The following is an 18,766-nucleotide window of genomic DNA, read 5'->3' as shown; positions in this document are numbered from 1 at the left end:
TCGCTCGTGGATCGCCGGACCGGGATCATTCGAGAGCTCGTCGACGCCGTTGTTCCCCAGCACTTTCCACCCGAGTTCAAGCTGATTCACTCGTATGTCTGCGATTCGGCACGCTTCTCACCCTGGTCCAGTGACTCGGCCGGTGCCGGATACTGTTTCGACCTCGGCAACCGTGCTCGACCCACTGCTGCCGCGATAGGCGAAGCGGTGGAACGATATTGCGGTAACATCGTCGCCAAACCGATCGTCCGCGGGTCCGCTACCGCGTTGATCGGAGCAAGCATCGACCTTTCTCAGCTCGCGCGTTTCGACGCCACCCAGTACGCGCGGCCGGCGTTCCCGTTTGTCGAACCAACCGAGCATCTCGAGATGGACTGGACTCGCGGAATCGACCTGACCACGGATTCGGATGTCTGGGTACCGGCCGAACTCGTCTGGGGTTCGTATCCGCACTACGTCGCCCGGACCGGATCCGCGATCTCGCCGGTGGCTCAGGCGGGTCTTGCTGCCGGGCCCTCGGTGAAGTTCGCCATCGACAATGCCTTGCGCGAGATAGTCGAACGAGACGCGATGACGCTGTCCTGGACCGGGCGGCGTGGTGTTCGGATTGTCACCGGCATGCCCGAGGCGCTTCGTCGGCTGGGGAATCACGACAGCCTCTCGACCAGATGGCTGGCATTCGACAGCGATGTCGGGATCCCCGTCCTGGGCGCCCTGGTTTGCGACCGACTGACCGGATACTCGACCATGGGTACCGCTTGCCACGAAGACGCCCAGACCGCTGCGTTCAAGTCACTCGGCGAAGCGCTTCAGCTGCAACTCCTTTCCGCCGACTACGACGACCCCGACAGCGGTATCGGCCGGGCCGCGGCCTCCCCGACCAGCCCGCTTGCGCCTTGGCGGTCGGACCGCCGCTATGCGGAGGTCTACCGATCGGACTTTGCCGACGTCATGGATTACGGGTGCCACTTGCAGCTCCACCTGGACCCGGAGATCCAACAACGATTCGAGAGTGAACTGGCAGATGCCGTCGTCGGCGAGGTGGAACTCGACTCTCTGACCTCACACACGGACGCCGAAAGCGCACTGACTACAGCTGGTTTCAGACCGGCCTGGGTCGATCTCACCACAACTGATGTTCTCCGCACCGGCCTGCATGTTGTCCGTGTCGTCGTTCCCGGCTGTCTCACCAATGCGGCCGCCGGATTGCCGTTTCTCGGCTCGTCCCGACTACTAGACAGTCTTGCCGGACGAGCGGCTCGCACCATCCCGTTGCCGCACTGACGCGTCGGCCTCGTCGAGTACCCGAAGTATGTTCGCTCCGTTCAGTTTGACCAGTTCGTCTACGGTCCACCCGCGGTGAACCAGTTCGTCGAGCAGGCGCGGATATCCCGACACGTCTTCGAGGCCGTCCGCGAGGGCAGGGTAGCCGTCGTAGTCGCCGCCCAACCCGATGTGGTCGATCCCGACGACCTTGCGGGCGTACTCGATGTGATCGGCAACCTCGACGATCCCGGCGGGCGGCGACGTTCCCTCTCTTCCGCCGTCGAACCAGCGAGCGTACTCGGCGGAGACAAATGTCGGCACGAAGGTGAGCATGAGGACACCACCATTGCCGGGCAGTCTGCGCAGTACGTCGTCGGGAACGTTACGAGGATGATCTGTGACTCCGCGAACCCCCGAGTGCGAGAAGATCACCGGTGCGGTCGAGACGTCCAGGGCGGCGTGCATGGTTTCAGGTGAGGTGTGCGAGAGGTCGACAAGCACGCCGGCGTCGTTGAGTTCGCGAATGAAATTGCGGCCCAGTTTGTTCAGACCATGATGGCGTGGGTTGTCGGTTCCCGAATCGGCCCACGCGGTGTTCGAGTTGTGAGTCAGGGTCACGTATCTGACGCCTAGTTCGGCGAAGATCCGAAGGATCGCCGGCGAGCTTCCGAGTGAGTAGCCTCCCTCGATGCCGAGCAGTGAGGCAATCTTGCCGTCGGCGATCGCGCTGCGGACCTGCGCGGAGGTTCGGGCAAGCACGAACGCATTCGGGTAGCGCGCGACGAGACGGTGGACAAAATCGATCTGTTCGAACGTCGCTTGGACCGCTTCGGCTTCACTGGTGTTCGACGGAACGAACAGCGACCAGAACTGCGCGCCGACGCCGCCCGCCCGCAGACGGGGAATGTCCGTGTGCAGATCGGGAACTCCGGTGTCCAACCCTTCCACCGAATAGTCCCGCTTGTACTTCGACGCGATCGGAAGATCGTTGTGCCCGTCCACGATCGGCTGAATGGAAAGTGCTTGTTCGGTGACGGTCTCTGTCATCGTGCTACCGCTTCCAGGCTGGGGATGGAATCGAGAAGTTCTCGGGTGTACGGGTGGGTGGGTCGGGCGAAGATGTCTTCCGCCGATCCGCTTTCGACTATTCGACCGTCCTTCATGACATGAACGTGGTCGCTGATATGACTGATGACGCCGAGATCGTGGGAGATGAACAACAGGGCGAGCTTTCGAGTGGAGCGCAGTTCCAGGAGTAGGTCGAGAACTTGCGCCTGGATCGAGACGTCGAGGGCAGAGACGGGTTCGTCGCAGATCAGGATCTCCGGATCGGTGGCGAGTGCCCGTGCGATGGCAACGCGTTGACGTTGACCGCCCGAGAGTTGGCGCGGATACCGGCTCAGATGTGCGGTCTCCAAGCCGACCTGCTCGAGTAATTCGACCGTCCGGCCCCGGTGATCGCCGTCGACACCGGACTCGGTCAACGCACGAGAGATCAGGCGCGCCACGTCGAACCGTGGATCGAACGAGCCGAGGGGATCCTGCGAGATGGGTTGAATCCGACGGCGATGCGGACGACGATCCTTCTCTCGGACAGCACCGGACGAGGAGTTCCAGAGCGTTCCATCCAGGGTAACTTTTCCGGAATCCGGAACGAGAAGCCCTAGCGCGATTCGGGAGACGGTGGTCTTGCCAGATCCGGATTCGCCGACAATGCCGACGACCTCGCCGCGCCTCAACGTCAGCGACACGTCGTCGACCGCTGTCCTGGTCTCACCGCGACGACCGTGAAAGATCTTCCTCACTCCCGAGACGCTCAGCACCGGTTCGGCAGAGAGATCTTCGCGTGTGAACGCCCCGTTGCCGGTGAGGCGTCGACCACGGGTGTGAGAGCTGGGACTGGCCGCGAGCAAGGTCCGAGTGTAGGGGTGCACAGGTGTCGTCAAGATCTGTCGCGACGGCCCCTGCTCGACGATGCGCCCGTGTTGCATGACGGCAATCCGATCAGCCAGTGCCGCCACCACGGCGAGGTCGTGGCTGATGAGCAGTAGTGCCGTACCTTCTTGTCGCAGTCGGTCCAGAAGTGTGAGGATGCGCGCCTGAACTGTGACGTCGAGGGCTGTCGTCGGCTCGTCGGCAATCAGAACCTTCGGCCTCGCGGCCAGCGCCGATGCGATGAGTGCGCGCTGCCTGAGTCCCCCGGACAGTTCGTGTGGGGACGACGACATGCGAGAAGCAGCATCGGGAATGCCGACCCCGGACAGCAGTTCCACTGCGGCATCGACACGTTCGTGCCGGGGGTGGGTGCGGTGGATCGACATGGGTTCGATCACCTCGCGGCCGACGGTGCGAAGTGGGTCGAGTGAAACCAATGCATCTTGCAGGACGAGACCGATCATTCTGCCACGCAACGCTTTGAACTGTTTGTCTCCGTACCGGGAGACGTCGTCGCCGTCGATCACGAAGTTGTCGGCGCTGACCTGGGCGTCGCCGCCGACCAGACCCAACAGAGAGCGTCCGGTGACGGATTTTCCGGAGCCGGATTCGCCGACGAGCGCCAGGCATTCACCGGCCGCGAGATGGAAGTCGATGCCGGCAACTGCGGTCACCGCGGGGTGGTCGCGCCTCGCAGGAAAGGTCACCTGCAGATTGGTGACGGAGACTATGTCGTTCACGCGAGTCCTCGTTCGGCCAGGCGGCGCTGCGCGTGACGACCCAGAGTTGTTATGGAGACCACGGTCAGCACGACCGCGAGACCGGGAAACAGGGATGCCCACCAGGCCAGCCGTAAGAACTCTCGTCCCTGGGCGAGCATGACACCCCACTCGGCGTCGGGCGGTCTGACTCCCAGACCGAGGAAGCTGAGCGACGCGACCGAGATGATGGCCGTTCCGACGCTGATGGTGGCAACTGCGACGAGGGGAAGCAGTGCGTTGGGCAGAATGTGCAGGCCGACGATCCGGCGACGGGGGGTGCCCAGTGCTACGGCCGATTCCACGTATCCCGAAGCGGCGATCGGAAGTGTCTGAGCACGAATAACTCTCGCGAAACGCGGCACCATGCCCAGTGCAACCGCGATCAGTGTGTTGCGCGGGCCCGGCCCGAGGACGGCGATGACGAGCAGGGTCAGGAGCAGATCGGGAAATGCCATCGTGATGTCCACCATTCGTAGCAGACCTGCTCGCACCCAGCGTGGTCCGAGCACCGCCGATATTCCGACGAGAGTGCCGAGTAGCACCGCGACAGCGGTGGCACCCAGTCCGATGAGCAACGAGAACCGGGCGCCGTGCACGACTCGGGAGAAGATGTCGCGGCCCAGGTTGTCGGTACCGAACCAGTGCGCCGATCCCGGTCCGGCAAAGGGCGCGGCTGGGTTGGTGGCGTTCGGATCGACACCGGTGAGCAGTGACGGTGCCGCGACCGCCACGAGAGCGATGGCAGTGAAGAGCAGAGCGAGCGTCGTACCGAGGCTCGGGCCCTGCTTGTTTCGGAAGACGAACGACGGACGCCGCAGTACAGCGGTGAGAGTGGCCACGGACTCAGCCCTTTCGCAGGCGTGGATCGATTACCACGTACAGCAGATCGAGAAGTGTGTTGACCACGATGAACACGAGAGCAGAGAGGAGAACGATCCCCAACACGACCGGCATGTCCTTCGCTCCGATCGCCTGGAGTGTGACACGTCCCAGACCTGGTCGCGCGAAGACGGTTTCGGTCAGTACAGCACCGCCGAGCGTTGCCCCCACGAAGTACGCCGCGAGCGTGGTGGCGGGCAGCAGAGCGTGCCGGAAGGCATGCCTGAGCAGAACCGTGGCACGGGAGGCCCCGCGAGCGCGGGAAGTCACGACAAACGGCTGCGCGAGTGCGTCCTCGACCCCGTCCCGGAGAACTTGCGACAGCAAACCCGCGATGGGCAAAGCCAGAGTGATGATCGGCAGAACGAGCGAGATGTCCGTCTTGGCGCTCGACGCCGGAAACCAGCCGAGTGTGAAAGCGAAGATCCAGAGCATGAGAATACCGATCCAGAACGTGGGCACCGACACGGACAGTAGTTCGAAACCCGATGCCACAGTTCGCAGCCGCGGTCGGCCGGCGGTCAGCAGTGCTAGCGCCGAGGCGATCACGATCGCCAGAACGACGGCGGGTACGGCGAGCGCGACGGTGGGCCAGAGTTGTTCTCCCAGAACCTCCGTCACCGGCCTTTGGAGCTGGTACGAGTTTCCGAGGTCGCCGGTGAACACCCGCTTCAGATAGGTGAGGTACTGGACGACGATCGGCCGGTCCAGTCCGTACGAGACGCGAATTGCGTCGCGGTCGCTCGGACGGACCACCGAATCGCCACCCAGAATGATGTTCACCGGATCACCCTTGATGGTGTGCAGTGCGATGAAGGTGAGAGTGCCCGCGCCCCACACCACCAGAGCTGCGGCACCGATCTTGGCGACGATCAGCCGCGACAGGGATGCCGTGCGTCGCCGCTGCTCAGTTGGTGAGGAAAGCATCGTAGAACAGCGGGGAGGCGTTGGTGGCGAACGAGATTCCGTGAATGTTGTTGTTCGTGCCGAGGCGGTATGCCTGGACGTAGACGGGAACGACGTACGCCGAGTCGATGACGTGATGCTGAATCGACGAGTAGATCGCCTCGCGCTCCGGGCCGTTGGGAACGGAAGCGGCCCGGGTGAGATTGGCGTCGAGTTCCGGGTCGACGGCGCGTGCATATGCACCACCGTTCGGCGGTACGTATGCGCTGGAGAAGACGGTGCGGAGGATATCGGGTTCCGGTCGCACGAAGAACAATGCTGCCGCCTCGTAGTCCCCCTTCGCCGCACGATCGGACAGCGTTCCGGTGTCCACGGGCTCGATGACCAAGTCGAATCCCACATCCTTCTTGACCTGATCCTGGAAAGCCTCGAGCAGGGGCGCGTTCTCGGCGAAGTAGCTGGACGAATCGTAGGGGAATCGGATGCTCAGACGTTTACCGTCCTTGGTCCGGTACCCGTCGGAATCGCGTGATGTCCAACCTGCTTCGTCGAGAAGCGAATTCGCCTTGTCGGCGTCGTATCCCCAGTTGCCGGCGACGGTAGCGTCGTAGTACGGCGTCTTCGGTCCGAGGATGTTGTCGGCGGGTCGCAACTGGTCGAAGTAGACGCTCTTGACCAGGTCGGTGGAGTTGAGCGAACTCTGGAAAGCCTGTCGCACACGAGTATCCGTGAACGGTGCGGCTTGGGTGTTGAGAAAGATGCTGTAGTTGATGCCTGGGTTCTCGTACTTGATCAGACGGAGGTTCGGATCCTTGTCCACTTGCGGCGCGTTCGCCGACGGAACGGACGCGATGGCATCGACCTCGCCGTTCTCCAGAGAGCCGAGGCGCGTGGCGTTTTCGGGCAGGATGCGGAAATTCAGCTTCTCCAAATAGGCTGCACCTTGATGTTTGGCGTATCCGGGGCCCCAGTTGTAGTCGTCTCGGCGATTCAACTCGAATCCCACGCCCTTGGTGTAGTTGCCCAAGGTGAAGGCCCCTGACCCGACCAGAGTGGTGCAGTTCGCGTTGTCGGTCGAGCGCAGATGCGTCGGCGACTGAATGCCGAGGAACGGCAGTGAAGCACCCTGCAGGAACGACGGGTACGGCGCGGTGAACGCCACGCTGACTGTGTTCGCGTCTACCACCGTAACCGTATCGAGCGGTCCGAGAAGCGATCTGGCGTACGCCGACTTGGTCGCCGGGTTGGAAACACGATCGAAGTTGAATTTCACGGCCTCCGCGTCGACCGGAGTTCCGTCGGAGAACGTGACGCCGTCACGCAGGGTGAAGGTGTACAGCTTCGCGTCCTCGGATTCGGTCCAGGAACTGGCCAACCACGGTGTGAACTCGTTGTTCTCGCCGTGCGCGACGAGGGAATCCACCACGTTTCGTGAGACCAGCGCTGCCACGGAGCTGCCGGTTTGTTGCGGATCGACGCAATCGACGTCGGAGTTGAGACCGAACGTGGACGTGCCGCCTGAAACCGGCGTCGCATTCTCGTCGAACGGCGTGCTGTCTGCCTTGGACGAGCAGGAGGTCAACAGTATCGCGAAGGTAACCGCCACAGCTCCGGTCGCACCAACGCGTCGAAGAACACGAGTCAAGGTATTCGCTCTCTACAAAGGGCTCTTTCAAAGCCAGCGCTGACCGAACGGGGGTGCCCGTCGGCCTGGTCGTCATCCGGGGCACCCCGTCGCGTCGAAGGGTTGCCGACCAGCGAGCCGGAGCTTGTCACTGATTCTCATGACCGATTGGAAGTCTAAGGCGACGCATAAGAGTAAACACGGATTAAACTCAGCGTGAGTGAGAGAGCTGTTCCATGCTCGCGCCAAATCTCCGATATGTCACCAATTTTGGCTTGCCCACCCCTGAACCCGTCAATTACCCGCGGCTGGACGTCGATCTAGTTCGGTCGTCACGGAACGGCCAGGTTCAGAGCGATTGGCCCGGCAACGGAAGGATCCCGAGATTGGCATCGAGGCCTCCGTCGACGACGAGTGTCGTGCCGGTGATGTAACTCGCCGCGGGGGACGAGAGGAACCAGATCGCCTCTGCCTGTTCCACAGGTTCAGCGAAGCGGCCCAGAGGGATTCGTCGCTCGATAGCGGAAAGCACCGCCGGATCGGAGGTAACGTTCGCGGTGATACCGGTCCTGGTCAGACCGGGCGCGAGGGCGTTGATCCGAACGCCGACGCCGGCGTAGTCGATTGCGAAGGCGCGCACCAGATTCACGAGTGCGCCCTTGGTGGCGTTGTATGCCCAGTTGCCTGGATCGCCCCGCAGGCCGGCGACGGAGGCCGTGAAAACGGCAGAACCCTTGCTTGCGCGCAGGGCCGGAATCGCGGCCCGTAGTCCGTGGATGGGACCCCGAAGGTTGACGCCGATGATGCGGTCGGCATTCTCGACGGCATCGGGAGACTCCAGCGGAGGTGTGCCTCCGGTCCCGGCGTTGAAGACGGCAGCGTCGAGTCGGCCGAAACGTTCGAGTGCGGTATCGACGGCCGCCTTGTTGACCTGCTCCTCGGTGACGCTACCGACCACCCTGACGACGCCGTCGAGTCGATTCAGAGATTCCAGTCCGCGTTCGGAGACATCGACGGCCACAACTGCATGCCCGCGTGTGACGAACAGTTCGACGGTGGCCCTGCCGATTCCCGAGGCGGCTCCGGTGACCAGAGCGACCCGACGTGTGTCGGCGGACGATGTATTCATGGTGCGCCCTTCTGCAGGTGGAATGGACCGGGAACAGCCGCTTGCAACGACTCTGCCGTCTCCACCGAGTGATACCACGTCGGCTTCGAGATCGTTCGGTCTCGAATCAATTGCACGGCGCGCGCGGCGACAGCTGCCGTCGCTGCCGACTGGCTCCGCCCCGAAACCCACAGCGCCGGACCGTTATCCGTTCGGGCCATCGCGATCCAACGATCCGAGCCCCACAGCTTCTTCGGTACTACCTTCCGGAGCGCGGGTACCCACGTCATGACGGCGAGCCCGAGCGTCGCAGCGGACGTATCCAATCGCAGGTACGTCCTGACCGGCACGCCGAGGTCGCGCGTCAACGCATGCTGGTCCGAAAAATCTGCCCGCACAGCAGGACCGGTGCGGTACCCGGTCGCGTCGGCCGGCATCCGAAACGTCTTCATCCCGGTGTAGTTCCGGATCGATCGACCGTCAGCGTCGGGAAAGCGGGTGCCCAACATCCCGTACGTCCACGCCGTCGCGGCCGGCCCGTGTAGCTCTCCGCCGCCGAGGCCGATCACGATGTCCACGGGTCCGTCGCCGAGTCGGTGCGCCGCTGCTGCCAGGACACTGGTCAACCCCGGCGCCAAGCCGACGCCGATCAGGACGGGTCCGTCGACCGCTTCCAATTCTTCGCAATAGCTCGAGGTCGCCGTGACGTCGACAAATGCTGCCCCACTACGTACCGCTTCTTCGGCCAGGCGAACGTCCTCGAAACCCGACGCGTTCACCACGACATCGAAGTCTCGAACCACTGCCGAAAACGCGCCTGGTTCTTTAAGATCAACGACGACGTCAGCGCGGACTGGATCGCGCCCGGCGGAGAACGCGGAGATTTCGGGGACCTTCGCGAGTTGTCTCATCAGGGGAATCCCGACGGCGCCATAGCCACCAAGTACAAGAACCTTCATCATTTTTTTCGCCTCCCGAGTCGCTAGAGTTCGACTCTAGAGTTAAACTCTATTCATGACTGAGGTTCTTCGGGAAGACACGTCGGCGCGGCGCAAGATCATCGAGGCAGCGCGCGAAGTTTTTGTCGATCCCGGCTACGCGGCCGCCACGATCAAACAGCTTGCCGCGGCGGCGGGCGTGTCGGTGCAGAGTGTCTATTTCGTGTTCGGCAACAAGCCGAGCGTGCTGTCAGCACTGCTCGACGTGGCTGTGGCGGGCGACGAGGAAAAGACGGCAACTCTGGACCGACCGTGGGTGGCGGCGGCACTCGGCGCCCCACATCCCCTCGGGCAACTCCGGATTCAGGTTCACCACGGACGGCTGATTCTGGAGCGCACCGCGGACATCCTGTTGGCACTACGCGCCGCTGCTTCCGCGGACGACGATGCCGCCCGCTTGTGGCAAATCAACCGCACGCAGCGACGCACGGTGCAGGAACATCTGATGGTCGGCATCGTCGAAAAGGCGCCGACCGTCGACCTCGAGACAGCCGTGAACGTGGCACTGACACTGCTCAGCCCCGAGACGTACACAGACCTCGTGGTCGGCGCGGGTTGGACGGGCCAACAGTACGAAGAATGGGTGGTCAACACCCTTGCTGCAACCCTCGGTCTGGACCGAACCGTCAAATCGAGGAAGTAGCTCGAACTACTTGGTGGGCTTGTCGTCGATGTGCCGTGGGTTGTTCCACAGGCGTTCCGTCAGATCGTGGAGGACGGCAAGGGTGATCGTGTCGTCGTCGCGGCGAAGCAGCGACTGGCTGACCGTCGCCCGCACCAAAGTGCTGTCCGAGTGCACGAACTCCTTGACCGAGCCCGGTTCGGAACTCAGTTCACGATGGGCCTGCTCGGCACTGACGTCGTCGGCATCCTTGTCGTAAAGAATGTCCTGCAAACGCAACGCCGAGACGGCCTTCTTGGGGTATCCCAGCATGTCAGCGAAGGACGGGTTGGCGAAAACGATGCTGCCGTCGCGATGAACGGCCATGACCGGCACCGGAAGCCTGTCAAGGAGAATCAGGGCAGGCATCTGCTCCAGATCCGCAATCGGCGATTGTGGCGGCTGCGCAACATTGCGGCGGCGTTCCATAACACGTCCTCTCAAGTTGCCCGAGTCGACAACAGTCTAACTGCCCAGCAAATCGCGGGTTGACTTCCCGCCCGGATGCAGTGACGAATGCCCGAATCGTGCCCGCCTGAGTTACGCCGCGAGCGCCTCCTGGTCCTCCGCCAAGGAACCGTCAACAACACGATAGACAGTATCCATCCGAGACAGGTGACTTCGGTCGTGTGTCACGAGAAGGGTTGCCGCCTCGTGTTCCCGCACCACCCCGATGATCAGATCCATGACGGCAGCACCGCGCTCCTGATCGAGCGCGCTGGTGGGCTCGTCGACCACCAGAAGCTGGGGATCGTTCATCAATGCCCGCGCGAGATTTACCCGCTGCCGCTGCCCGCCCGACAGCTGAGACGGCCGTTTTCCGCTCTGATCCGCCAGTCCGACAGCATCCAGCAAATCCATCGCTTTTGATCTCACGGCTTTGCGACGGGCCCGCGACGTGAACACGGACTGCCCCAGATGCGCCATCACCTCGAGCTGCTCCAGTGCCGTCAACGACGACACAAGGTTGGACTGCTGGAAGACGATCCCGATGGACGAGCGTCGCAGCTCCGACGCCGCTCGCCGACTCAGCGCCGCGATGTCGGTGCTGCCCTCCGGCGTCCGGAGGTAGACGTGCCCGGAATCCGGACGGATCAGGGTCGACGCCACCGCCAACAGGCTGGACTTACCCGAACCCGAGGGCCCGGTGATCGCGGCGATCTCGCCGCGGTGCAGCCGCAGGGACACGTCGTCCAACGCTGTCACCCGAGATTGCCCGTCGGGAAACGTCAGATCGACGTTCTGGATGTCGAGAACTGTGGTGCCGGTAGTCATGGTCATCGTGCGCTCCCCAATGCTGTGAGTGGATCGGTGGTCGAGAGGAATCGAAGTGCAAAGGCCGCGCCGAGCAGACCGAGTCCGATCAATGCCACGGCAGGTACGACGGTCGTAGATGCATCCAGGACAAACGGCATGGCATCACCGATCAGCGAACCGGCAACCGCTGTCAGCCCGATCCCGACGGTGACTCCGGCGATCAGCACGATGAGTGCCTGACCCAAAGCGTCGCGCACCAGAGAACCGGTTGTCGCGCCCAGTGCTTTCAGCGTCGCGATGTCCGGGGTTCGCTGGATCGTCCACACCGTGAAGAACGCACCGATCACCAGGGCCGAGATCGCGAACAACATGAGCGTCATCAACGTCAACGACCCGTTCTCCGACTTGTACGAACCGATCGCGTCGAGCGAACCGCTGACCGTCGTCGACGTCGTCGCGGCCGACTTGTCAGTTGCGGAAGCGTCAGAGGCTCCGCTCACAGCCAGCACCGTCGCGACTCCGCCGCGCGGATTGGCCGCCTGCCAGTCGTCAAGCGTCATCCAGACGACGGGTGAATGGCTGTACCAGTCGTCACCGCGAACGGCGCTGACGGTGAACTGCTGCGTACCGACGCTCACCTGATCGCCGGCGCTCGCCGCCAGATCGCGGGCGGCACCTTCGCTCAACACCACCGTGCCTGGCGCCGACGGCGTCACGTCCCCGAAACCGCCATCAGCACCGAACAGGGCGACCGACTTCTGATTTCCGCCGGCCAATCCTGCTTTCCCGCGACCGATTCCGATGGGATCGACGTCCTTCGACGTGGAGGTCCAGGCGTTGACCTGATCCTGCGTGAGCGCCGACTCGTCGAACGACGCACCCGCGCCAGTGTCGGCGAACACCACCGTGTCGGCATTCATGGCCTCGATGGCGGACACGTTCTGATGGCGAAGTCCCGCAGTCAAACCACTGAGAAAACTGACCAGAAGTGCAACCAACAGAACCACCACGGAGATCAACGCGAATCGACCTCGCGCTGCCCGTAAGTCCCTCATTGCGACAAACACTGTGAATTCCTTTCCTGTGCTTGCCTCTACGCTCCCGCGGATGCAGACTCTTTCCATCGCACCTCGGATCGACATTCCAGCGCTCGAAAGAACCATCCCCGTTTACAACTTTTGATGGATGATCCGAGGCCGAACCTCGCTAAGCTGGGCGAGATGCACAGATCTCCGCTCACGCCTGTCTTCGCCGGCCTACAACTGGGCCTGCATGTCCTTGTCATGGCGTTGGCCGGTGTCGTGTTTCTTCGAGCGCTGATCGACGAATCCGACCTGACCGCAACCATCACCGCACTGTCCGTGATCTTTGTTGCCGTCTATCTGTTCGGGGTCGCCAAAAGGCTGCGCGGCAACGCTGCCCGCTGGTGGCTGGGCGTGCTGACCCTCGTCTGGATCGCGACGATGGCGGTATCCGCCGACGCCGCCTACCTCGCGTTCGGGCTCTTCTTCCTCTATCTCCATCTTCTGCGACGCCCCTGGAGCCTTCTCGCCGTCACCGCGGCAACGGCTGTCGCCGTGATCGGCACCGGCCTGCATCGTGGATGGACGATTGCCGGCGCCGTCGGTCCGATCATCGGCGCCGCCGTAGCCGTTGCAATCGGCCTCGGATATCAAGCGCTGTACCGCGAGGCAGCTGAGCGCGGACGTCTCATCGACGAATTGATGAATACCCGTGAAGAATTGGCGTCGACGTCCCGCGATGCGGGAAAGTTCGCAGAACGTGAAAGGCTCGCGGCCGAGATCCACGACACCGTGGCCCAGGGACTTTCGAGCATCCAGATGCTCCTTCACGCGGCCGAGCGCGCCGATCCGGACAGCCCGGCCATCCGGCAGATCAGCCTCGCGCGCGAAACTGCCGCGGACAGTCTTGCCGAAACCCGCCAACTCATAGCCGAATTGACACCCGCGGCCCTCGACGGTCAGTCGCTCGCCGACGCGCTTCGTCGTATCTGCGAACGCGCGAGCGGCCCGGGACTGGAAGCGCGCTCCGTGGTCGAAGGCGAGGCAGTCCGGCTGCCGATGCCCCTCGAAGCAACATTGGTGCGCATCGCTCAGGGCGCGGTGTCCAATGTCCTCCGCCATGCGGATGCAACCAGAATGGCTGTGACACTGACGTATTCCGACGATACCGTCAGCCTCGACGTGGTCGACAACGGTCGCGGCTTCGACGTGGCAGTTCTCGAACGTGGGCCGGCGGAATCTTTTGGTCTCAATGCAATTCGCCGACGCGTCGAACTGCAGGGTGGGACTTTCTCCATCGAGTCCGAGCCGGGACACACGGCCGTCGCAGTGACGTTTCCCCTCGAAGTAGGTGAACAGTGATCCGCCTGCTGCTCGCCGACGATCACGCGATCGTGCGCGCCGGGTTACGAGCGCTGCTCGAAAGCGAAGCCGACATCGAGGTAGTCGGCGAAGCGGGCACCGCCGAGGAGGCCATAGCCTTCTGCGCCACCACGCCGGTTGACCTCGTGCTGATGGACCTGCGATTCGGCCCCGGGAAGACGGGCGTCGACGCCACCCGCGCGGTGTGCGCGCTGCCGAATCCGCCGCACGTACTCGTCGTGACTAACTACGACACGGACGCGGATATCTTGAGCGCCGTCGAGGCAGGGGCCAGCGGATACCTGCTCAAGGACACACCACCGGTCGAGTTGCTGTCGGCCGTCCGCGCCGCTGCGAGCGGGGACAGCGTTCTCTCCCCCGCGATCGCGTCGAAGCTCATGACTCGCGTACGTAAGCCCGAAACAAGCCTCAGCCCAAGGGAAATCGAAGTTCTGAAGCTAGTGGCGGCGGGTCGGTCCAACCGAGAGATCGGCAAAGAACTGTTCCTCAGCGAGACCACGGTCAAATCGCATCTGGTCCACATCTTCGGCAAGTTGGGAGTGAAGTCGAGGACGTCGGCCGTCGCCCGTGCGCGGGAGTTGGGTTCGATCTGACGTTTTGCCCGAAATGTCGAAAGTCGCCGAACAGCAGTAATTTTCACTTCACATTCTCTTGTGTTCGAAACTTTGTTCGAATATGATTGCCTTATGGACAGTCGGGAAGCGTGGCAGCTGGACGGTGAGGGCCTCAAGAGTGAGGTTCTGGATCTGGTGCGTGTCCGGCATGAGTTGCAATCGCGGATGGTGTTGCTGATCGTGGAGATGTTTTCCCGGGAGACTGTGGTCGGGAAGGGTTTTCGGGCGATTGCGCAGTGGTTGCATGGTTCGACGAATTTGGAGATCGGTGAGTGCAGTCTGTTGGTCAGTCTGGCGCGGTTGTTGTTGCTCGAACCTGTTGTCGCCGATGCTTTTCACCGGGGTGATGTGGATGCGTTGAAGGCGCGTCAGGTGGCGTCGTTTTGTCAGCATCCGCCGAAGAACATGACGCCGGCGGATGTGGACAAGGCCCGCGGGATCCTGTTGGAGTTGGCGTCGAAGAACATTGCGGATTGTGATGCGGTGCGGGCGGCGATCCGGCGGATCGAGAAGCAGTACGGAAAACGCGAGGACGGCGTCCCGGTGGGTGAGGATTCGGAGCGCAATGAGTTCTATGCCTCGAAAGGCCTGTACGGGCGTGTGTCGGTGAAAGGCGATTTGGATGCCGTGAACGGGGCACGTTTGATCACGTTGTTGTCGAGTTTGTCGGCGCCGACGCCGGAGAAGGACGGCGTGAAGGACGCCCGCACTCCGGCGCTGCGGCGGGCGGACGGGTTTTGCGAGTTGTTGCGCCGGTACGAGCGGGCGGGATTGGGTCCGATCGAGGGTGGGGTGAAACCGCACATCACGGTGACTGCGTCGGCGAAAGACATGACCGACCTCAAAGCCTTGAAAGATTTGTTGCCGTCGACCGATGAACTGGGGTTCGCGTGGACGGATTGGGTAGGTCCGATCAGTATCGACACTGCCCGAATGTTGGCCTGCGACTGCACCGTAACGCGGATTTTGTTAGATGAGAATGGTGTTCCGCTCGACTGCGGCAAGGAAGTGCGAACAGCGACGGTTCCGCAAAGGCGGGCTCTTGCGGTGCGGGATGGTGGGTGCGCGTTTCCGGGGTGCGGGACTCCGTCGGGGTGGTGCGATGCTCATCATATTGTTCACTGGAACGATGGTGGCCCAACGGATCTCGACAATCTGATCTTGTTGTGTGGTCATCATCATCGGACGATGCACCACACGCAGTGGCGAGTCGAGATCGGCCCCGATCGAAAAACGGTGTTCTATCCGCCGATGTCGATCGACCCGTATCAGCAGCCGATCGGCGGGAACAGTCCACCGACTGCGGCGTGAACCGACATAACTGAAAAGGCCAGCGTGTGCACCGGGGAAGAATCATGCCCCGGGGCATACGCTGGCCTTTTCGGATGCGCTCGATGTCCGTCTTGCGACAGCATCTGTCTCCACTTCGACACGCCGGACCCATAGGGTCGAGGCATGTCTTTCTGCGAACCCGCCCGCGTTGTCACCGTCACGTCCCTGACCCCGCACATGCGGCGAATCAGCATCGAGGCAGAGGGCGACTGGCATTGGCCGACCGGCGGACAGGGCGACGAGCGCATCGACCTCGCGTTCCCGAAACCCGGTGAAACAGAAGCAGAATACGATTACTTCAACAATCCCGACTACGGCAAGGCAGATCTCGGAACCGAGCCACCATGGCGGCACTACACCGTGCGCAAGGTGCACGACGGCGGCCGACGTCTGGACATCGACTTCGTCGTGCACCCTGGCGGTATTGCAGCAGATTGGGCCCTGCGGGCCGAACCAGGTCACCTACTCGGCGTCTTCTGGTCGGACAGTTCTCGTTCCCATTACCAAGCTCCGGCGGGTCCTCGCTGGCAGCTGCTGGTCGCAGACGCCACGGGTCTCCCCGGACTGGGCAGGATTGTCGAAGAACTTCGTGAAGGCGATGTCGCACAAGCGATCATCGAGGTCGAAACCGAAGAGGATCGACAGGAACTTGTCACTCGCGGCGATGTCACGTACACGTGGCTCGTGGGGAGTGGCCTCGGAAACGCGCCGAGCGCGCTCTTCGAAGCTGTGGAGAAGGTCGAGTTTCCCGAATCCGAAACGGCCGACGTCTACGCGTGGGTGGCGTGCGAAAGCGCAACCAGCCGTCGTATTCGTAAGCATCTGAGGGAAGTTCGAGGAATTGCTCGCGACAAGCACAATGTTGTCGGGTACTGGCGAGAGGGCGCCGACGGCCACGTTTCCGGCATGAACAGCGAGGAAGTCACCGTCGGCGCCTGAGCGCCGTGATCACTCTGTCGGCAGTGTGTCGGTAGCTTCTGCGGCTGTAGCTTCGGCGTCAGCCGGTTCTACATCGGCCGGCTTTTCCGCCAGCATCTCGAACAGTGCTCGGCGTGCCTCGGCAAGGATTGCCTCTGCCTTGACTACCTGCTCAGCGGTCCCACCTGCGGCTACCGCGACAGCGGCACCTCGGAGTAGACCCATCGCGGGGCGGAGAGTTGCGCCGGCTTCACCGAAGTGAGAGCGGCCGTGTCCGCGCTGGTCGGGTCGACCGAATCCACGCTGGTCGGGTCGACCGAATCCACGCTGGTCGGGCCGGCCGAATCCACGCTGACCGCCGCGGCTGCGTCGGCCTTCGGGGCGTCCTTCTTCTCGGTCTTCGAAGCGACCCTCGGGTCGCTCTCCCTCGAATCCTCGACGGAGACCGTGTCCACGATGCGGGCCTCGGCGGCCATGCTCGCGACGTTCTTGCATTTCTGGGTTGTTGTGTGGGGCGTACATGTTGTCCTCCTGGACTGTCTGTGTTTGATTGACGTATCGACGATATATCGACAATAGATCGAACGCAAGGGTCCGGAGAATAATTCCCGCACCCTTGTCCGGATACGCTGAAGCCGTGAACACGGATCTACAAGCCCAGGCCGCAGACGTCCTACGCCGCCTCGCACTCGACGAATCCCTGAAAGAACGCACCATGGCGGACGCTGCGACGGCAGCACTCGCACGGAAAGTCGCCGCTCGCTACATCGGCGGCGAAACCATCGACGACGCTTTCGGCCGCCTCCCCTCGATCTTCGCGCGAGGACACAAGGCGAGCATCGAATACACGGGGGAAAGCGTCCGGGATCCCGAACTCGCGAACGCCGAAACCGATGTGTTCGTGGAATTGGCGGAACGGATCGGAACGTCAGGCGTCGACAGCACCGTGTCGTTCGACCTCTCGCACATCGGCTTGGTCATCGATCCGGAGCAGTGCTTTCGCAATGTCGTGCGCCTGGCCGAGACCACGGAACGCGCAGGTGCTGAGCTGATCATCTCCGCCGAAGCGTCCGACCGCACCGACCTGGTCCTCGACATGCACGCGCGACTGGCCGAGCGGTTCACTCACGTGGGAATCACCGTTCAGGCCCGACTGCACCGCACCGCAAAGGATCTCGCCGCGCTGCTCGACCGGCCCGGTCGCATCCGGTTGGTGAAGGGCGCCTTCCTCGAAGCCGAATCCGTCGCCTACCCGCGCGGTAGTGCCGAACTGTGCGACGCGTATCTCGACTATGCAGCCCGGATCGTCGACTCGGGTCACCAGCTTTCCATCGCGACGCATGACCGCGACATCCTCGAAGCACTACGCGCCGAGCATGATTCGAAGCTCAGAGGCGAGCACGTCGAGTTCGAGATGCTGCTCGGCCTCGGCACCGAGCAGCTGGACGCCCTCCGAGCAGCGGGCTTCACCACACGCGAATACGTCATCTTCGGAACACAGTGGTGGCTGTACGTACTCAATCGCATCGCCGAAGAACCGGAGCGTGTCTACACCGCGCTCATCGACGCTGCGCTCATCAGCACTGCAAACTAGATCTCCAACAACAGAAGTGGGGCCGCACTCGAATCGAGTGCAGCCCCACTTGTGTCAGTTTCTAACTCTCCAGAAACGCCTTGATGCGCGCCAGAGTGGTTTCCATTCCGGTCTGCATCAGCTGGTCTCGACCCCGACCGAGCAGGCCGCTACCCGACATCATGCGCACGTAAAGCGCAGGCGCCGCATAGATCTCACGAGTCTCGGTGAGCACAGTGCCCGTTCCCGAAGGCTCGAGCACATAGGTCCACCGCGCTTTCGGCTCGTCCGATTCGAAGGAGAACTTCCGGCAGTCGACCACGTCGACCACCGTGCAGTGAGTGCTCCAACGAATCAGACCATGTTTGTTGGTGCCCTTGAACTTTGCACCAACAGTGCCCGGAGTTCCGGAAGTCCACGTGCCGCCGGTGTTTTCAGGACTGAAGCGACCCATACCCTCGATGTCGCTGACAACCTTCCACACCGATACCGGCGTCGCCTCGATGTAGGCGCTGGCGGTCTCCACCCG

20 protein-coding genes and 1 riboswitch are annotated in these 18,766 nt (G+C 62.6%); of the genes, 7 read left to right on the top strand and 13 right to left on the bottom strand.

The features are described from left to right. Positions 1 to 6 precede the first annotated feature (6 nt). Positions 7 to 1,284, top strand: a complete 1,278-nt coding sequence (locus ACFQ6Y_RS13845) for a YcaO-like family protein (protein WP_378633369.1) — start codon at positions 7 to 9, stop codon at positions 1,282 to 1,284. On the opposite strand, the gene ACFQ6Y_RS13840 is transcribed toward ACFQ6Y_RS13845, so the two are convergent. From ACFQ6Y_RS13840 to ACFQ6Y_RS13810, 7 genes are all read right to left on the bottom strand, one after another. Beyond that, complete coding sequence (locus ACFQ6Y_RS13840) at positions 1,234 to 2,313, bottom strand: dipeptidase (RefSeq protein WP_378633364.1); 1,080 nt, start codon at positions 2,311 to 2,313, stop codon at positions 1,234 to 1,236. The genes ACFQ6Y_RS13845 and ACFQ6Y_RS13840 overlap by 51 nt on opposite strands. After that, positions 2,310 to 3,941, bottom strand: a complete 1,632-nt coding sequence (locus ACFQ6Y_RS13835; RefSeq protein WP_378633361.1) for a dipeptide ABC transporter ATP-binding protein — start codon at positions 3,939 to 3,941, stop codon at positions 2,310 to 2,312. The genes ACFQ6Y_RS13840 and ACFQ6Y_RS13835 overlap by 4 nt, the downstream gene beginning before the upstream one ends. Further along, positions 3,938 to 4,801 (bottom strand): ABC transporter permease, encoded by an 864-nt coding sequence (locus tag ACFQ6Y_RS13830; RefSeq protein ID WP_378633357.1) that lies wholly within the window; start codon positions 4,799 to 4,801, stop codon positions 3,938 to 3,940. Before ACFQ6Y_RS13830 ends, ACFQ6Y_RS13835 begins: the two co-directional genes overlap by 4 nt. A gap of 4 nt (positions 4,802 to 4,805) precedes the next feature. Further along, positions 4,806 to 5,768, bottom strand: coding sequence for an ABC transporter permease (locus ACFQ6Y_RS13825; RefSeq protein ID WP_378633352.1), 963 nt, complete (start codon positions 5,766 to 5,768; stop codon positions 4,806 to 4,808). Beyond that, positions 5,749 to 7,392: an ABC transporter substrate-binding protein gene (locus ACFQ6Y_RS13820; protein ID WP_378633347.1), complete on the bottom strand. Its 1,644-nt coding sequence runs from the start codon at positions 7,390 to 7,392 to the stop codon at positions 5,749 to 5,751. Before ACFQ6Y_RS13820 ends, ACFQ6Y_RS13825 begins: the two co-directional genes overlap by 20 nt. A gap of 31 nt (positions 7,393 to 7,423) precedes the next feature. Continuing rightward, positions 7,424 to 7,537, bottom strand: a riboswitch (SAM riboswitch). A 183-nt stretch (positions 7,538 to 7,720) separates the two neighbouring features. Beyond that, positions 7,721 to 8,500 (bottom strand): SDR family NAD(P)-dependent oxidoreductase, encoded by a 780-nt coding sequence (locus ACFQ6Y_RS13815; protein ID WP_378633344.1) that lies wholly within the window; start codon positions 8,498 to 8,500, stop codon positions 7,721 to 7,723. Continuing rightward, complete coding sequence (locus ACFQ6Y_RS13810; RefSeq protein WP_378633341.1) at positions 8,497 to 9,441, bottom strand: hypothetical protein; 945 nt, start codon at positions 9,439 to 9,441, stop codon at positions 8,497 to 8,499. Before ACFQ6Y_RS13810 ends, ACFQ6Y_RS13815 begins: the two co-directional genes overlap by 4 nt. A gap of 52 nt (positions 9,442 to 9,493) precedes the next feature. Here ACFQ6Y_RS13810 and ACFQ6Y_RS13805 point away from each other — a divergent pair, with 52 nt between their 5' ends. Beyond that, complete coding sequence (locus tag ACFQ6Y_RS13805; protein WP_283305739.1) at positions 9,494 to 10,120, top strand: TetR/AcrR family transcriptional regulator; 627 nt, start codon at positions 9,494 to 9,496, stop codon at positions 10,118 to 10,120. 6 nt (positions 10,121 to 10,126) lie between these two features. Here ACFQ6Y_RS13805 and ACFQ6Y_RS13800 read toward each other — a convergent pair whose 3' ends face one another. The 3 genes from ACFQ6Y_RS13800 to ACFQ6Y_RS13790 form a co-directional block, all read right to left on the bottom strand. After that, the gene (locus ACFQ6Y_RS13800) at positions 10,127 to 10,567 is read right to left on the bottom strand and encodes a PAS domain S-box protein (protein ID WP_003943598.1); all 441 of its coding nucleotides are present in this window, start codon (positions 10,565 to 10,567) and stop codon (positions 10,127 to 10,129) included. Positions 10,568 to 10,678: 111 nt separating this feature from the next. Further along, on the bottom strand, positions 10,679 to 11,419 hold the full coding sequence (locus ACFQ6Y_RS13795) for an ABC transporter ATP-binding protein (protein WP_378541014.1): 741 nt from the start codon (positions 11,417 to 11,419) through the stop codon (positions 10,679 to 10,681). Beyond that, entirely contained in the window at positions 11,416 to 12,462 is a 1,047-nt protein-coding gene (locus tag ACFQ6Y_RS13790) for an ABC transporter permease (RefSeq protein WP_378445401.1), read from the bottom strand. The genes ACFQ6Y_RS13795 and ACFQ6Y_RS13790 overlap by 4 nt, the downstream gene beginning before the upstream one ends. A 114-nt stretch (positions 12,463 to 12,576) precedes the next feature. Between ACFQ6Y_RS13790 and ACFQ6Y_RS13785 the strand changes: the two genes are divergently transcribed. The 4 genes from ACFQ6Y_RS13785 to ACFQ6Y_RS13770 all read left to right on the top strand — a co-directional run bounded on the left by ACFQ6Y_RS13785 (position 12,577) and on the right by ACFQ6Y_RS13770 (position 16,685). Beyond that, positions 12,577 to 13,779: a sensor histidine kinase gene (locus tag ACFQ6Y_RS13785; RefSeq protein ID WP_378633336.1), complete on the top strand. Its 1,203-nt coding sequence runs from the start codon at positions 12,577 to 12,579 to the stop codon at positions 13,777 to 13,779. Next, complete coding sequence (locus tag ACFQ6Y_RS13780) at positions 13,776 to 14,393, top strand: response regulator transcription factor (RefSeq protein ID WP_003943536.1); 618 nt, start codon at positions 13,776 to 13,778, stop codon at positions 14,391 to 14,393. Before ACFQ6Y_RS13785 ends, ACFQ6Y_RS13780 begins: the two co-directional genes overlap by 4 nt. Before the next feature lie 93 nt (positions 14,394 to 14,486). Then, complete coding sequence (locus ACFQ6Y_RS13775) at positions 14,487 to 15,725, top strand: DUF222 domain-containing protein (protein ID WP_378633332.1); 1,239 nt, start codon at positions 14,487 to 14,489, stop codon at positions 15,723 to 15,725. Between the two features lie 144 nt (positions 15,726 to 15,869). Next, a complete protein-coding gene (locus ACFQ6Y_RS13770; RefSeq protein ID WP_378633330.1) occupies positions 15,870 to 16,685 on the top strand; it encodes a siderophore-interacting protein in 816 nt (271 codons plus the stop codon). A gap of 9 nt (positions 16,686 to 16,694) precedes the next feature. Here ACFQ6Y_RS13770 and ACFQ6Y_RS13765 read toward each other — a convergent pair whose 3' ends face one another. After that, positions 16,695 to 16,889 carry a hypothetical protein gene (locus ACFQ6Y_RS13765; protein ID WP_378633326.1) on the bottom strand — a complete coding sequence of 65 codons (195 nt, stop codon included), beginning with the start codon at positions 16,887 to 16,889 and terminating at the stop codon, positions 16,695 to 16,697. Further along, the gene (locus tag ACFQ6Y_RS13760) at positions 16,856 to 17,140 is read right to left on the bottom strand and encodes a hypothetical protein (protein ID WP_378633323.1); all 285 of its coding nucleotides are present in this window, start codon (positions 17,138 to 17,140) and stop codon (positions 16,856 to 16,858) included. The genes ACFQ6Y_RS13765 and ACFQ6Y_RS13760 overlap by 34 nt, the downstream gene beginning before the upstream one ends. Before the next feature lie 161 nt (positions 17,141 to 17,301). Between ACFQ6Y_RS13760 and ACFQ6Y_RS13755 the strand changes: the two genes are divergently transcribed. Next, positions 17,302 to 18,258, top strand: coding sequence for a proline dehydrogenase family protein (locus tag ACFQ6Y_RS13755; protein ID WP_378633318.1), 957 nt, complete (start codon positions 17,302 to 17,304; stop codon positions 18,256 to 18,258). A gap of 61 nt (positions 18,259 to 18,319) precedes the next feature. Here the strand turns inward: ACFQ6Y_RS13755 and ACFQ6Y_RS13750 are convergent, their stop codons facing one another. Continuing rightward, positions 18,320 to 18,763, bottom strand: a complete 444-nt coding sequence (locus ACFQ6Y_RS13750) for an SRPBCC family protein (protein WP_378633314.1) — start codon at positions 18,761 to 18,763, stop codon at positions 18,320 to 18,322. Positions 18,764 to 18,766: the final 3 nt, after the last annotated feature.

Source organism: Rhodococcus sp. NPDC056516, assembly GCF_042794655.1.
GTDB lineage: Bacteria > Actinomycetota > Actinomycetes > Mycobacteriales > Mycobacteriaceae > Rhodococcus_F.
Note: the sequence above shows the minus strand (reverse complement) of the source record. Positions and strands in the feature narration are given on the sequence as shown.

Excerpts from the sequence above, each read along its gene's own strand:
- ACFQ6Y_RS13840 (WP_378633364.1), bottom strand. The coding sequence starts at position 2,313 with ATGACAGAGACCGTCACCGAACAAGCACTTTCCATTCAGCCGATCGTG.
- ACFQ6Y_RS13815 (WP_378633344.1), bottom strand. The coding sequence starts at position 8,500 with ATGAATACATCGTCCGCCGACACACGTCGGGTCGCTCTGGTCACCGGA.
- ACFQ6Y_RS13795 (WP_378541014.1), bottom strand. The coding sequence starts at position 11,419 with ATGACCATGACTACCGGCACCACAGTTCTCGACATCCAGAACGTCGAT.
- ACFQ6Y_RS13800 (WP_003943598.1), bottom strand. The coding sequence starts at position 10,567 with ATGGAACGCCGCCGCAATGTTGCGCAGCCGCCACAATCGCCGATTGCG.
- ACFQ6Y_RS13775 (WP_378633332.1), top strand. The coding sequence starts at position 14,487 with ATGGACAGTCGGGAAGCGTGGCAGCTGGACGGTGAGGGCCTCAAGAGT.
- ACFQ6Y_RS13760 (WP_378633323.1), bottom strand. The coding sequence starts at position 17,140 with ATGGCCGCCGAGGCCCGCATCGTGGACACGGTCTCCGTCGAGGATTCG.
- ACFQ6Y_RS13810 (WP_378633341.1), bottom strand. The coding sequence starts at position 9,441 with ATGATGAAGGTTCTTGTACTTGGTGGCTATGGCGCCGTCGGGATTCCC.
- ACFQ6Y_RS13770 (WP_378633330.1), top strand. The coding sequence starts at position 15,870 with ATGTCTTTCTGCGAACCCGCCCGCGTTGTCACCGTCACGTCCCTGACC.
- ACFQ6Y_RS13825 (WP_378633352.1), bottom strand. The coding sequence starts at position 5,768 with ATGCTTTCCTCACCAACTGAGCAGCGGCGACGCACGGCATCCCTGTCG.
- ACFQ6Y_RS13785 (WP_378633336.1), top strand. The coding sequence starts at position 12,577 with ATGGATGATCCGAGGCCGAACCTCGCTAAGCTGGGCGAGATGCACAGA.
- ACFQ6Y_RS13805 (WP_283305739.1), top strand. The coding sequence starts at position 9,494 with ATGACTGAGGTTCTTCGGGAAGACACGTCGGCGCGGCGCAAGATCATC.
- ACFQ6Y_RS13765 (WP_378633326.1), bottom strand. The coding sequence starts at position 16,889 with ATGGGTCTACTCCGAGGTGCCGCTGTCGCGGTAGCCGCAGGTGGGACC.